Origin of the sequence: Mycobacterium adipatum (genome assembly GCF_001644575.1) — a bacterium.
In the GTDB taxonomy this organism is placed as follows: domain Bacteria; phylum Actinomycetota; class Actinomycetes; order Mycobacteriales; family Mycobacteriaceae; genus Mycobacterium; species Mycobacterium adipatum.
In genome coordinates this window covers 2,510,315-2,523,855 of record NZ_CP015596.1, presented here as the reverse complement: position 1 = coordinate 2,523,855, position 13,541 = coordinate 2,510,315, and the positions used below count along the sequence as shown (strand labels likewise).

Below are 13,541 nucleotides of genomic sequence, written 5' to 3'. Positions count from 1 at the left end.
CGGACACTGCTGATCAACCAGCATCGTCGGCATGCCGAAGATCTTGATCGCCTCCTGCCCGCCCGTCGGACACATCGCACCGCTGCTCAATGTCGCCCGCGGTCTCGTCGCCCGTGGTGACCGCGTCACCGTGCTCACCAGCGCCCGGCACGCGGACGCGATCCGCGCCACCGGTGCCGATGCGCGGCCGCTGCCGCTGGGCGCCGACTACGAGGATTCGGCGCTCGACGCCGACCTTCCCGGACGCGCCGAGACCTCTGGGATTGCGCGGATCAACTTCGATGTCGAGCACATCTTCGTCCGTCCGCTTCCGCACCAATTCAATGCCGTGCGGGAACTGCTGGCCGAGGGCGACTATGACGTGATCCTCACCGACGCGTTCTTTCTCGGCACGCTGCCCCTGCTCCTCGACGACACCGCGACCAGGCCGCCGATCCTCAGCTACAGCACCACGCCGCTGTTCCTCACCAGCAGGGACACCGCGCCCGGCGGGCCCGGCATCACGCCGATGCCCGGCGTGGTCGGCCGGCTGCGCAACCGGCTGCTCACCGTAGTGACACAGAAGGTGCTGCTGCGGCCCGCGCACCGGGCGGCCAACCGGATGCTCACCGCGCTGGGGTTGCCGGCACTGCCGGTTTTCGTGCTGGACTGCGCGGTGCTCGCCGACCGGGTGATCGTGCCGACCATCCCCGAGTTCGAGTACCACCGCAGCGATCTGCCCGCGCACGTGCGGTTCGTCGGCGCGGTCACGCCGCTGCCGAGCGAGGACTTCATGCCACCCGGGTGGTGGGACGTGCTGCGCGGCGACCGGCCGGTCGTGCACGTCACCCAGGGCACCGTCGACAATGCCGATCTGGGCCGGCTGATCGGGCCGACCGTCGAAGCGCTCGCCGAGGAGGATGTCACCGTCGTGGTCACCACCGGCGGGCGGCCGCTCTCGCTGCTCCCGTCGCCGTTGCCGGACAACACCTTCGCCGCCACCTACCTGCCCCACGATGTGCTGCTGCCAATGGTGGACGTCATGGTGACCAACGGAGGGTACGGCGCCGTGCAACGCGCCCTGTCCGACGGCGTGCCGCTGGTGGTCGCCGGAGAGACCGAGGACAAGCCGGAGGTCGCCGCGCGGGTCGAGCACTTCGCGGTCGGGCTCAACCTGCGCACCGGCACCCCGGACGCCGCCGAGATACGCCGCGCGGTGCGCGCGATCCTCGATGACGATCGCTACCGGCACCGGGCCCGCGAGTTGGAGGCGGCCTACGCGCGCCGCGACGGGATCGCCGAGATCGCCGTGCTCATCGACGAGGTGATCACCCAGCGGCAACCCGCCCTGGCATGAACATGCAGCGAGGGTCGTGATCCGGTGTGGATCACGACCCTCGCTGCAGGTCTGGGACTAGGCGGTCTTCTCGCGCCGCTCGTTACGCGGGGGCTTACGCGGCACGATCGTCGGGAGCACATTGTCCTGCACGGTCTCCTTGGTGACGACCACCTTGGCGACGTCATCGCGGCTGGGGATGTCGTACATCGCCGGCTGCAGGACCTCTTCCATGATGGCGCGCAGGCCACGGGCACCGGTTCCGCGGTGGATGGCCTGGTCGGCGATCGCGTCGAGCGCCTCGGGCGTCATCTCCAGCTCGACGCCGTCCATCTCGAACAACCGGGTGTACTGCTTGACCAGGGCGTTCTTCGGCTTGGACAGGATCTGGACCAGCGATTCCTTGTCCAGGTTGGTCACCGAGGCGACCACCGGCAGACGGCCGATGAACTCGGGGATCAGACCGAACTTGATCAGGTCCTCGGGCATGACCTCGGCGAAGTGGTCCTGGGTGTCGATCTCGGCCTTGGACTTCACCTCGGCACCGAAACCGAGCCCGCGTTTGCCCACGCGGTCCGAGACGATGCGTTCCAGGCCGGCGAACGCCCCGGCCACGATGAACAGCACGTTAGTGGTGTCGATCTGGATGAACTCCTGGTGCGGATGCTTGCGCCCACCCTGCGGCGGCACCGACGCCTGGGTGCCTTCCAGGATCTTGAGCAGCGCCTGCTGCACGCCCTCACCGGACACGTCCCGGGTGATCGACGGGTTCTCGCTCTTGCGGGCGATCTTGTCGACCTCGTCGATGTAGATGATGCCGGTCTCGGCGCGCTTGACGTCGTAGTCGGCAGCCTGGATGAGCTTGAGCAGGATGTTCTCGACATCCTCGCCGACGTAGCCGGCCTCGGTCAGCGCGGTGGCATCGGCGATGGCGAACGGGACGTTGAGCATCTTGGCCAGCGTCTGCGCGAGGTAGGTCTTGCCGCAGCCGGTCGGGCCGAGCATCAGGATGTTGGACTTCGCCAGCTCGACGGGCTCGGCCCGCGAGTCGCGGCTCTTCTCCTGGGCCTGGATGCGCTTGTAGTGGTTGTAGACGGCGACCGCGAGCGTCTTCTTCGCGGTGTCCTGTCCGATGACGTAGCCCTCGAGGAACTCGCGGATCTCGGCGGGCTTGGGGAGCTCGTCCAGCTTGACGTCGTCGGCGTCAGCCAGCTCCTCCTCGATGATCTCGTTGCACAGATCGATGCACTCGTCGCAGATGTAGACGCCGGGCCCCGCGATGAGTTTCTTGACTTGCTTCTGGCTCTTCCCACAGAACGAGCACTTCAGCAGGTCACCGCCGTCTCCGATGCGCGCCATGTGGGGGGGTCCTACTTCCTGTCGCTGTCACTCAATGTGGGTTGCCCCGGGTGTGAACCCGACGCTACCCGTTCGTTCCGTCACGGTGCGACCGAAGGGCCGAATCGCGTCGGGGTATTTGTTCGCGTGCAGGAGAACATATATCTCCCGGTGGCCCACCACCCGGCGGCACGCTGTCCGTGTCCCTGGCGTGTCGTCACCGTGACGGGATTGCGGTCTGAAATCACCTGGTCGGATCGGATGTACGCCGGTTCCCACAGTACCTGGCGGTTCGAGTGCGTGACGGCGGGTTTTCGGGGCACCGCGACAGCCGTGACCCCGCGGCGGGCACAAGCGCATAATCAACCGGTGGCGCCGGCCGAGACACCCACCCGGGCCGAGTTGCTGGCCGCGTTGTCGGTGGCCGTGGACCTGGGTCTGGGCCAACCCGGCGAGCACATGCTGCGGTCCGCGCTGATCGCGACCCGGCTGGCCGATCGGCTGGGGCTGAGCGGGGCCCGACGCGACGCCGTCTACTACACGACGCTCATCATGTGGATCGGATGCCACGCGGACTCCCACGAGTACGCCCGGTGGTTCGGCGACGATATCGCCGTCCGCCATGACACCTATCAGGTGGAGGCCAAGGGACTGCCTTTCCTGCGCTTCCTGGTCAACAACATCGCCCGGGGCGAACCGTTGGGGCGGCGACTGAATGTGATGGCCGCGCTGCTGGTCGACGCCCGCGGCCAGCTGTCACGGATGATCCATTCGCACTGCACGTCGGCGGCGCTGCTGGCCGACCGGATGGGGCTGGGTCCCGAGGTGCAGGCGGGGCTGGCCTGCGCATTCGAGCGGTACGACGGCGGCGGCATGCCGGCCGGTATCGGTGGCGACGCCATCCCCATCCAGATGCGGATCGCCCAGTTGGCCGATCTGGTCGAGGTGCACCACCGCACCGGTGGCGTCGACGCCGCCGTGGCGCTGGCCACCACCCGTCGCGGCGGGCAGTTCGACCCGCAGGTCGTCGATGCGTTCGTACAAGACGCCGATGCGATCCTGGCCGGAGCGGCGCGCGGGGACGTGTGGGCCGCCGCACTGCACGAGGCACCGGACCGTCATGAGACGCTCGACGATGACGGGCTGGATGCGATGCTGGTGGCGCTCGGCGATTTCGTGGATCTGAAATGCCCGTTCACTCTTGGTCATTCCCGGGCGGTGGCCCAGTTGGCCGGCGCCGCCGCGACGGCGGCGGGGTTGGCCCCGGACACCGTGGCGCTGACCCGCCGCGCCGGCCACGTGCACGACCTGGGCCGGATCGGGGTATCGAACCAGATCTGGTCCAAGCCGGGACCGTTGAGCGCAGGCGAGTTCGAGCGGGTGCGGCTGCATCCTTATCTGACGGTGCGGATCCTGAGCCGGGTGCCCGGCCTGCAGTCGGTGGCCCGGATCGCCGGGAATCACCACGAATGCGTGGACGGCTCCGGATACCCCCGCGGACTACCCGGTTCGGCACTCGGGCTCCCGGATCGGATTCTGGCCGCGGCGGTGAGCTATCAGTCGGCTTGTGAGCCAAGGCCGTATCGGGCCGAGCAGTCCCCGCAGGCCGCGTTGCGCCGGCTGCGCGACAGAGTGGTCGCCGGTGAGTTGGATGTGACCGCGGTCGAGGCGGTGGCCCACGCCGCCGGTCACCGATCCCCGGGCCCGACCCTGCGGCCTGATGGACTCACGCCGCGTGAGGTGGACGTGCTGCGGTTGGTCGCCCGCGGTGCGTCGAACAAGGAGATCGCCGCGGCACTGGTGATCAGCGAGAAGACCGCGCGCAACCACGTCGAGCGCACCTACGTCAAGATCGGCGCGTCCAATCGCATCGGGGCCAGCATGTACGCGCTGCGCCACGGACTGGTCGACGCCTGACCTCGACTCCCGTACGAACTGGGGCAAACGCCTCATGCGCGAGAGCCCTCGGCGGCGCACGATCGGGGCATGAGCAACTCGAAGAGCAAGGCGGCGATCAGCCTGACCACCGGTCTGGAGGACGCCGAACGGGTCACCATCGCGTTCCTGATGGCGGTCGGCGCGGCCGAATCCGGCCGTCCGACAATGATGTTCCTGACCAAGGAGGCGGTGCGCCTGGTCGTCCCGGGTGTCGCGGTGGGCACCGCCTGCGAGGGCTGCCCGCCGTTGCCGGGCCTGATCGAGCGCTACGCGAAGGCGGGCGGACGGTATCTGGTCTGCCCCATCTGCATCGACTCCAAGAAGCTGGACGCGACCGGCTTCATCGCCGGCGCAGTGCCCGGGGGCACCGTGCAGCTATGGGAGTGGATCGGCGACGGCGCCACCACCTTCAGCTACTGATCCGCGCGAGCGGCTAGCGCGGTCCCAGTCCCCCGGGTCCGACGGGTCCCGGGCCAACCGGGCCCGGACCGACCGGGCCCGGACCCACGGGGCCGACGCCGACCGGACCCACGACCCCGCCGACACCGACCGGGCCCGCCGGGCCGACGACGGGGTTCACACCCACCGGCAGGCACTGCACCACCACCGGGTTCCAGTACATTCCGTACGGGCACACGGGATCCTCGGCCAGGCTGATGGCCGGCGCGACAAACTGGCCGAACATCCCGGCCGAGAACAGGAACGCACCGAGCATCGCCCGGTGTCTGTGCATCGTCATAGTCGTCTCCCTCGGAGTTTCCCGACGCAACAAGAATCGCATGCGTACCGGGCGCCCGCAGCATTTTGACGCCAACGACAAAACACTGGGCCCCGGTTCGCGTGCGAACCGGGGCCGAGTGGATAAGAGGGGTGTGACTAGGCGTTCTGCGCCGAGAGCTTGCGGTAGGCCAGGACCGTATCGATGATCCCGTACTCCTTGGCTTCCTCGGCGGTGAGGATCTTGTCGCGGTCGGTGTCCTTGCGGATGACGGCCGGGTCCTTGCCGGTGTGCCGGGCCAGGGTGCTGTCCATCAGGCTGCGCATCCGCTCGATCTCGGCGGCCTGGATCTCCAGATCCGACACCTGACCCTGGATCGCACCGCCCACCGCGGGCTGATGGATCAGCACGCGAGCGTTCGGCAGCGCCAGGCGCTTGCCGGGGGTACCGGCGGCCAGCAGCACCGCGGCGGCCGATGCGGCCTGGCCCAGGCATACCGTCTGGATGTCGGCACGCACGTACTGCATGGTGTCGTAGATCGCCATCAGCGAGGTGAACGAACCACCGGGCGAGTTGATGTACATGGTGATGTCACGGTCGGGATCCAGCGACTCCAGGACCAGCAGCTGGGCCATGATGTCGTTGGCCGAGGCATCGTCGACCTGCACGCCGAGGAAGATGATGCGTTCCTCGAACAGCTTGTTGTACGGGTTGGATTCCTTGACGCCGAAGCTGGAGTGCTCGATGAACGACGGCAAGATGTAGCGCGATTGCATCGGGTTCATTTGATTCCTGCTCCTGGTCCCTCACCGTTGACGCTGACGCTCGTGATGATGTGGTCGACAAAGCCGTACTCCAGCGCCTCGGGGGCGGTGAACCAACGGTCGCGATCGGCGTCGGCCTCCACCCGCTCCAGGGTCTGACCGGTGAACTGGGCGTTGAGCCGGTTCATTTCCTTCTTGGTCAGGGCGAACTGCTCGGCCTGGATGGCGATATCGGCGGCGCTACCACCGATACCCGCCGACGGCTGGTGCATCATGATCCGCGCGTGCGGCAGCGCGTACCGCTTGCCCTTGGTGCCCGCGGCGAGCAGGAACTGCCCCATCGACGCGGCCAGGCCCATCGCGTAGGTGGCCACATCGCACGGCGCCAACACCATGGTGTCGTAAATGGCCATGCCCGCGGTCACCGACCCACCCGGCGAGTTGATGTACAGGTGGATGTCCTTGGTGGGATCCTCCGCGGCCAGCAGCAGAATCTGCGCGCACAGCCGGTTGGCGATGTCGTCATCGACCTGGGTGCCCAGGAAGATGATGCGCTCGGCGAGCAACCGCTCATACACCGAGTCGATGAGGTTGAGCCCCGACGCGCCCGATCGCATCTCAGTCACGACTGAATACCTGCTTTCTCGTCTACGTACACACGAACACTAACCAACCGGTGCGATCGTGCACTCCCTGAAACGCGCGCTTTCGCTCACAGCGTCACGCGCGCGGCGTCACTCCGCGCTGTCGGCATCCTCGGCGTCGGCCTTCTTCTCGGCCTTCTTCTTGGCTTTCTTCTCCGCCTTCTTGGCCTTCTTCTCGGCGTCGTCGTCAGCGTCAGCCTCGGCGTCAGCGGCGTCGACCTCGGCCGGGGCCTCGGATGCCTCGCCGGCTTCGGCGCCACCGGCCGGGCCGAAGAACTCGGCGGTGTCGATGACATTGCCGTCGGTGTCGGTGACGGTCGCGCCGTGCACCACCGCGGCGATGGTCAGCCCGCGGCGCACATCGGCGAACATGGCCGGCAGCTGGTTGTTCTGCTGCAGCACCTGCAGCAGCTGCTGCGGCTCGATGCCGTACTGGCGCGACATCAGCACCAGGCGCTCGGTCAGGTCACCCTGGCCGACCTGGATGTCGAGTTTGTCGGCGACCGCATCCATCAGCAGCTGGGTCTTGACGGCCTTCTCGGCGTTGCTCTGGTTGTCGGCGTCGAACTCTTCACGGCTGCTGCCCTGCTCGGTCAGCTGCTCGTTGAACTTGTCCTCGTCGTGGTCCAGGCCGTGGATCGCGTTGTGCAGGGTGTCGTCGACCTGAGCCTTGACGATCGCCTCGGGCAGCGGCACCTCGATATCGGCGAGCAGCACCTCCAGGGCCTTGTCGCGGATCTGCTCGGCCTGCTGAATGCGCTTGACCCGGCTGACCTGCTCGACGAGGCTTTCCTTCAGTTCCTCGATGGTGTCGAATTCGCTTGCCAGCTGCGCGAACTCGTCGTCGGCCTCGGGCAGCTCGCGTTCCTTGACCGACTTCACGGTGACGGTGACCTCGGCCTCCTTACCGGCATGCTCGCCGGCGGCCAGGGTGGTGGTGAAGGTCGTGCTCTCGTCGACCTTCAGGCCGATGATCGCCTCGTCGAGGCCCTCGATGAGCTGGCCGGAGCCGATCTCATGGGACAGGCCCTCGGTGGCGGCCTCGGGTACATCCTCGCCGTCGACGGTGGCCGACAGGTCGATGGAGACGAAGTCGCCCTCGGCGGCGGGACGCTCCACACCGGTCAGGGTGCCGAAGCGGGCGCGCAGGTTCTGCAGCTCGGTGTCGACCTCGTCATCGCCGACCTCGATCGGATCCACGGTGATCTTCAGCGCGGACAGATCCGGCAGGTCGATCTCGGGACGGATGTCCACCTCGGCGGTGAAGACCAGCTCCTCGCCGTCCTCCAGCTTGGTGACGTCGATCTCGGGCTGGCCGAGGGGCTGCAGCTCGGCGGAGCTGACGGCCTCGCTGTAGCGGCTGGGCAGCGCGTCGTTGACGACCTGCTCCAGGACCGCGCCACGGCCGATGCGGGCTTCGAGCAGCTTGCGCGGCGCCTTGCCGGGACGGAAGCCGGGCAGCCGGATCTGGGTGGCCAGCTGCTTGAACGCGCGGTCGAAGTCGGGCTCCAACTCGGTGAAGGGCACCTCCACGTTGATCCGAACCCGGGTCGGGCTCAACTTCTCGACGGTGCTCTTCACTGCGTTACTCCTTGTATGTGTGGTTCGTGATTCTCGTGCGGTCGGGGTGACAGGATTTGAACCTGCGGCCTTCCGCTCCCAAAGCGGATGCGCTACCAAGCTGCGCTACACCCCGTGCCTGTTTTCCGTGCCTGCCTGGTCGGCACGCACGCACGCCGACCACGCGAGATACTACGGGCACGTGTCGTGGAGCAATCAATTGGATTTGATTGCGCCTTCGCCGGTACAGTCTCCGATGCACCGCAAGCGGGCGTAGCTCAATGGTAGAGCCCTAGTCTTCCAAACTAGCTACGCGGGTTCGATTCCCGTCGCCCGCTCCACGCGAGAACGGCCCTACCGGCGGAAACGCTGGTAGGGCCGTTTTTCTGCCGTCGCGGTCTCAGATCCCCGTGCACAACGACACGAACGGGATCGGTGCGCAGATCCCGATGGAGAACCCCGGCGTGGGGTCACCGTTCCAGGCCGGCGGCGGTGGCGGGGGCGGCGGCGGAAGGACAGCCGCCACGCAGGTGTTGGTCGGTGGATCGAAGACCGTGCCGACCCCGCACTCGGCGGCGCCGGCCGGACTCACCGACACCACGGTGACGACCGCGAGTGGCGCCAGAGCGGCCGCCCCGGCGATGGCGAGATGTCGAATGCCGATCATCGTGTGCAGGCCTTTCATCGGAGGAACCCCGACCCTGCTGGTGCTCAAATTTACGCCTCCCGGCCAGCACTGTCAGCCGCTGAGTTCACACTCAGAAAGCCCAGTTCCCTGTCGGTACGCTGGGACCATGAACGGCGTCTTGCTCATTCTCATCGTCCTGGTGATCGCGGCGATCGCGTTCGTCGTGTACACCTCCTCGCAGGCCAACGGCCGCAAGACCGCCGAATCGCTGGCCGACGCCCAGGCCGACGCGCGCCGGGTGATCGAACGACTCGGCGGCCAGGTGCTCAACCTCAACGGCACCGACGACGCCTCCAAGCAGGCGATGGCCGACGCCTCCGAGCGCTACACCGCGGCCTCCTCACAGATCGAGCAGGCCACCACCGCCAAGCAGGCGCTGCTGGCCAAGGAGAGCGCCATCGAGGGCCTCTACTACGTGCGCGCGGCACGCGTCGCGATGGGCATGGATCCCGGACCGGAGCTGGAATCCCTTGCCGGCCAACGCACCGCGGGCACCGTCACCGAGGACCGGCGCGTCGAGTTCGAGGGCCGCCAGATCGAGGCCTCCCCCACACCCTCGGAGCGCACCCCGAACTACTACCCCGGCGGGCGCGTCGCGGGGCGCCCGGTCCCCGCGGGCTGGTACTCCGAACCGTGGTGGAAACCCGCACTCGTCGCGGGCGCCTGGGGCATCGGATCGGCGCTGCTGTTCAGCACGATGTTCAGCGGTATGGCCGGCGTCGGCTACGACGCCCAGGCCTTCGAGAACGGCTACGGCGACGGATTCCAGGACGGTTTGGACCAGGGCCAGCTCGGCGATGGCGGCGGCGACCAGGGCGGCTGGGATTCCGGCGGTTGGGACGGCGGCGGCGACTTCGGCGGCGGCGACTTCGGCGGAGATTTCGGCGGGTTCTGAGGGCCCGCATTCGACGCTTTGGCGGCCACAACCATGCGTGGGACCGCCAAAACGTCGATAACGCGTAGAACTAGAGTCGGCTCTCCAGACGGGCCGTGACACCGGCCTCCTGCAGATCGAGGCGCTCCAGCATGGCGCGCACCGCCTCGTCCTCGATGCGGCCCTCATCGCGTTCGGCGATCAGTGCGGCCCGTTGCGCGGCGAGCACCGAACGGTAGACCGTGGAGAACACCTCCGCCCGTTTGGTCGGGGCCTCGGGATCGGGCATCTCGTCGACGTCCTGGGAGTGCCGGGCGATGGTGGCCCGGATCTCGTCGACCAGCTGGGGGTTGATCCCGCCCGGCGGGTTGGCCCGGAACTCGGCGAGTACCTCGTCGGCGGCGTCGTGCACCACCTGTTCGGCCTTGAGTTCCTCGGCCCGGTCGGCCTCGTGGTCGTCGTTGAACCGGGACAACTGCAGCCGCTTGATCAACAGCGGCAGGGTCCACCCCTGGATCAGCAGGGTGCCGATCGCGACCACGAACGCCATGGCCTGGATGGTGGCGCGCTCCGGGAATGGCTCCCCGCTCGCCGTCGTCACCGGGATGGCGGCCGCGGCGGCCAACGTCACCACCCCGCGCATCCCGGTCCAGGAGACCACCACGTTCTCCTGCCAGGTCAGCGAACGGCGGTCGATCTTGGAGCGCCACTTGCCCGGCTCCCTACGCGGTGCCGCCCGCCCCCGCCCGTCACGTGCGTCGCCGTCGGGAACCGGCACACTCCAGCGGGCCTCGACATGGCGGGCGAGCTTGCCGCGTCCGAACATCAACAGCACCGACAGCGGCCGGATCACCAGCACGATCAACAGCACCAGCAGGGACGCGACCAGCACCTCCGCCACCGACTCGTCGGCGCCGTGCAGATCCTCGAGCACGAAGCGCAGATGCAGCCCGATATAGGCGAAGACGAACGCTTCGAGCAGCACGTCCACCGAGTTCCAGACGTAGCGTTCCTGCAGCCGGGTCTGGTAGCCCGCCGACAAGGTGCCGTTGCCGACGACGAATCCGGCCACCACCACGGCGAGCACGCCCGAGGCATGCATCTCCTCGGCCAGGATGAACGCAGCGAACGGCACCACCAGCCCCTGCACCGTCTCCAGGCCTGGATTGGCCAGCCGCTTGCGGATCCACAACGTGATGTAGCCCAGCACACCGCCGACCACCGGCCCCAGCACGGCGCTATAGGTGAACAGCAGCACCGGGTTCTCGATGAAGGTGTGACTTCCGGCCACCTGTGCGACCGCGATGGTGAACAGCGTCAGCGCGGCGGCATCGTTGATCAGGCTCTCCCCGGTCAGGATGGCCATCACCTTCTTGGGCAGCCCCAGTTTGCGCCCGACCGCCACGGCGGTGACCGCATCCGGGGGTGCCACGATGGCGCCGAGCACCAGCGCGGTCGCGAACGTCAGCGGGACCACCACCAACCAGGACGACACCAGCGCCACGGTGAAGGCGGTGACCACGACCAGGCCGACACCGAGACCGAGAATGGGCCGGATATTGCGCAGGAAGGTCGGGAACGAGAAGTTCAGCGCCGCCGAGTACAGCAGCGGCGGAAGCACCACGGTCAGCAGGATGTGCGAGTCCAGTTCCGGCGGTTCGAAATCCGGCATGAACGACACCGCGATACCGACCACCACGATGATCAGCGCGGGTTCGAGCCCACGCCGATGCGCGATGGCGGTGACGACGATGGCTCCGACGACCACGAGGATGAGTTCCACGAGCAAGATTCTCCCTGGTCGTCGGTGTTGGCGCTGACCTCGCGTCAGGTCTGGCAGGTGGGACACCAGAACACGTTGCGTGCCTCCAGTTCTGCGGTGCGCACCGTCGTGCCGCACACCCGGCAGGCGTCGCCGGCCCGGCGGTAGACGTAGGTCCGTGGCCGGCCCGGCCGATACGACGGCGCACCGCGATCGTGCTCGGGGCGCACCACCACGATCTTGCCGCGGCGCACACCGACCTTCATCAACGCGACCAGATCAGTCCACATGGCGTCGAACTCGTCGGCGTCGACCCGGGTTCCGGGCCGATACGGGTCGACGTGGTGGCGGAAGAGCAGTTCGCTGCGGTAGACGTTGCCCACTCCGGCGAGCACCGCTTGATCCATCAGCAAACCGCCAATGGTTCTGCGGGACTTGCTGATCCGCTTCCAGGCGAGCTGCGGGTCGGCGTCGGGACGCAACGGGTCCGGACCCAACCGGGCCACCACATCATCGACGGCCCCGGCGTCGATGACCTCGCACACGGTGGGCCCGCGCAGATCGGTGCCGTACTCGGTGCCGATCATCCGCATCCGGACCTGCCCGACGGGTTCGTCGAGCGGCAGCGGGGCCTCGGTGAAGGTGCCGTACAGGCCGAGGTGCACATGCACGATATGGCCGCCGTCGTAGTGGTGGAACAGGTGCTTGCCCCAGGCGTCGGCGCGGCGCAGCACCCGACCGCTCACCGCGTCCGCGCCCTCGGCGAACCGTTGTTGCGGGCTGGTGACGATGACCGGTTTGCGGCCGAACCGCGACTGATGCAGCCGGGCGAGCCGGTGCAGGGTGTGCCCTTCCGGCATCTGTCAGGCCACGGCTAGGCGGGCGCGCCGGGCACCGGGGGTGCGATGTGGTCGACCTCGTAGGCGGCCAGGATGTCGATGCGGCGCTGGTGGCGTTCGGCCTCCGACCACGGGGTGGACAGGAAGGCGTCGACGATGGCCAGCGCCTCCTCCTCGGTATGCATGCGCCCGCCGAGACCCATCAGCTGGGCCTTGTTGTGCTGGCGGGCCAGCTGCGCGGTCTCCACACTCCAGGCCAGCGCACATCGGGCGCCGGGCACCTTGTTCGCGGCGATCTGCTCCCCGTTCCCGGAGCCGCCGAGCACGATGCCCAGGCTGTCCGGATCGGCGACGGTCTTGATCGCGGCGTCGATGCAGAACGCCGGGTAGTCGTCCTCGGCGTCGTAGCTATAGGCACCGCAGTCGATCGGCTCGTGGCCGTTGCTCTTGATGTGCTCGATGATGGTCTTCTTGAATTCGAATCCGGCGTGGTCGGCACCGATGTAGACGCGCATGGCGGTAATTCTGGCAGACGCCCGCCGAGCGGATCAGTGAGCCGTCAGGCCGTCGAGCAATACCTCCAGCAGGCGTGGGGTTCGTTCGGCCCACTCGTGGTCTTCCACGTGGGCGAGGAACCAGGACAGCAGGATCACATCGCGGGAGTCGACGTCGGCGCGCACGTCGCCGGCGTCGCGACCGGCAGCCAGCAGCGCGTTGACCGCCTCGCCGAGCTTGCCAGGGGTCTGCGCCGCGATGTCCTGCCACACCGACGCCTCGACCGCGGCCATCACCCCGAACTTGACCCGTGCGTACGCGGCGAGCTGAGTGAACCACCGCCGCAAGGCTTCCCGAGGCGGATACGCGCCGACGAGGGCGTGAGCGAGGCCCACGAGCTCGTCGATCTCCCCGTCATAGAGCGCGCGTACCAGTTCGTCGCGGGTCGCGAAGTGACGGTAGAGCGTGCCCTGACCCACGCCCGCGCGTTTGGCGACCGCACTGAGCTTCAGCTCGCCCGGTTCGGTGACGAGTTGGCGCGCGGCCTCGATGATCGCGGCGCGGTTGCGTGCCGCATCTGTGCGTTCGACCATGGTCCACCCTCGC

At 67.9% G+C, this 13,541-nt stretch carries 14 protein-coding genes and 2 tRNA genes; 5 read left to right on the top strand and 11 right to left on the bottom strand.

The features are described 5' to 3' along the window. Positions 1-31: 31 nt before the first annotated feature. Positions 32-1,336 carry a glycosyltransferase gene (locus A7U43_RS12005; RefSeq protein ID WP_067995179.1) on the top strand — a complete coding sequence of 435 codons (1,305 nt, stop codon included), beginning with the start codon at positions 32-34 and terminating at the stop codon, positions 1,334-1,336. 57 nt (positions 1,337-1,393) lie between these two features. On the opposite strand, the gene clpX is transcribed toward A7U43_RS12005, so the two are convergent. Further along, complete coding sequence (gene clpX, locus A7U43_RS12000) at positions 1,394-2,674, bottom strand: ATP-dependent Clp protease ATP-binding subunit ClpX (RefSeq protein ID WP_067995176.1); 1,281 nt, start codon at positions 2,672-2,674, stop codon at positions 1,394-1,396. Between the two features lie 240 nt (positions 2,675-2,914). Between clpX and A7U43_RS11995 the strand changes: the two genes are divergently transcribed. Together A7U43_RS11995 and A7U43_RS11990 are read left to right on the top strand one after the other, a co-directional pair. Next, positions 2,915-4,570 (top strand): HD domain-containing phosphohydrolase, encoded by a 1,656-nt coding sequence (locus tag A7U43_RS11995; protein WP_082902108.1) that lies wholly within the window; start codon positions 2,915-2,917, stop codon positions 4,568-4,570. 69 nt (positions 4,571-4,639) lie between these two features. Further along, complete coding sequence (locus tag A7U43_RS11990) at positions 4,640-5,011, top strand: DsrE family protein (protein ID WP_067995173.1); 372 nt, start codon at positions 4,640-4,642, stop codon at positions 5,009-5,011. A 13-nt stretch (positions 5,012-5,024) separates the two neighbouring features. Here A7U43_RS11990 and A7U43_RS30070 read toward each other — a convergent pair whose 3' ends face one another. The 5 genes from A7U43_RS30070 to A7U43_RS11965 form a co-directional block, all read right to left on the bottom strand. Further along, a complete protein-coding gene (locus tag A7U43_RS30070; RefSeq protein ID WP_472419440.1) occupies positions 5,025-5,276 on the bottom strand; it encodes a hypothetical protein in 252 nt (83 codons plus the stop codon). Positions 5,277-5,467: 191 nt separating this feature from the next. Next, positions 5,468-6,085, bottom strand: a complete 618-nt coding sequence (locus tag A7U43_RS11980; RefSeq protein ID WP_472419438.1) for an ATP-dependent Clp protease proteolytic subunit — start codon at positions 6,083-6,085, stop codon at positions 5,468-5,470. 5 nt (positions 6,086-6,090) lie between these two features. Continuing rightward, the gene (locus A7U43_RS11975; protein WP_067995168.1) at positions 6,091-6,690 is read right to left on the bottom strand and encodes an ATP-dependent Clp protease proteolytic subunit; all 600 of its coding nucleotides are present in this window, start codon (positions 6,688-6,690) and stop codon (positions 6,091-6,093) included. Between the two features lie 117 nt (positions 6,691-6,807). After that, positions 6,808-8,298 carry a trigger factor gene (gene tig / locus A7U43_RS11970; protein ID WP_067995165.1) on the bottom strand — a complete coding sequence of 497 codons (1,491 nt, stop codon included), beginning with the start codon at positions 8,296-8,298 and terminating at the stop codon, positions 6,808-6,810. Positions 8,299-8,339: 41 nt separating this feature from the next. Beyond that, positions 8,340-8,413, bottom strand: a tRNA-Pro gene (locus A7U43_RS11965). 131 nt (positions 8,414-8,544) lie between these two features. Here A7U43_RS11965 and A7U43_RS11960 point away from each other — a divergent pair. Further along, positions 8,545-8,618 (top strand) — tRNA-Gly (locus tag A7U43_RS11960). Between the two features lie 59 nt (positions 8,619-8,677). On the opposite strand, the gene A7U43_RS11955 is transcribed toward A7U43_RS11960, so the two are convergent. After that, on the bottom strand, positions 8,678-8,962 hold the full coding sequence (locus tag A7U43_RS11955) for a hypothetical protein (protein ID WP_067995163.1): 285 nt from the start codon (positions 8,960-8,962) through the stop codon (positions 8,678-8,680). Between the two features lie 109 nt (positions 8,963-9,071). Between A7U43_RS11955 and A7U43_RS11950 the strand changes: the two genes are divergently transcribed. After that, positions 9,072-9,860 (top strand): hypothetical protein, encoded by a 789-nt coding sequence (locus A7U43_RS11950; protein ID WP_067995161.1) that lies wholly within the window; start codon positions 9,072-9,074, stop codon positions 9,858-9,860. Between the two features lie 70 nt (positions 9,861-9,930). On the opposite strand, the gene A7U43_RS11945 is transcribed toward A7U43_RS11950, so the two are convergent. Genes A7U43_RS11945 through A7U43_RS11930 form a run of 4 tightly spaced genes read right to left on the bottom strand, consistent with a single transcriptional unit; the run spans position 9,931 to position 13,528 of the window. Next, positions 9,931-11,622 carry a cation:proton antiporter gene (locus tag A7U43_RS11945; protein ID WP_067995159.1) on the bottom strand — a complete coding sequence of 564 codons (1,692 nt, stop codon included), beginning with the start codon at positions 11,620-11,622 and terminating at the stop codon, positions 9,931-9,933. Positions 11,623-11,666: 44 nt separating this feature from the next. Beyond that, the gene (locus A7U43_RS11940; protein ID WP_067995154.1) at positions 11,667-12,461 is read right to left on the bottom strand and encodes an Fpg/Nei family DNA glycosylase; all 795 of its coding nucleotides are present in this window, start codon (positions 12,459-12,461) and stop codon (positions 11,667-11,669) included. Between the two features lie 14 nt (positions 12,462-12,475). Beyond that, entirely contained in the window at positions 12,476-12,955 is a 480-nt protein-coding gene (locus A7U43_RS11935; RefSeq protein WP_067995151.1) for a ribose-5-phosphate isomerase, read from the bottom strand. A gap of 33 nt (positions 12,956-12,988) precedes the next feature. Beyond that, positions 12,989-13,528: a TetR/AcrR family transcriptional regulator gene (locus tag A7U43_RS11930; protein ID WP_067995148.1), complete on the bottom strand. Its 540-nt coding sequence runs from the start codon at positions 13,526-13,528 to the stop codon at positions 12,989-12,991. Positions 13,529-13,541: the final 13 nt, after the last annotated feature.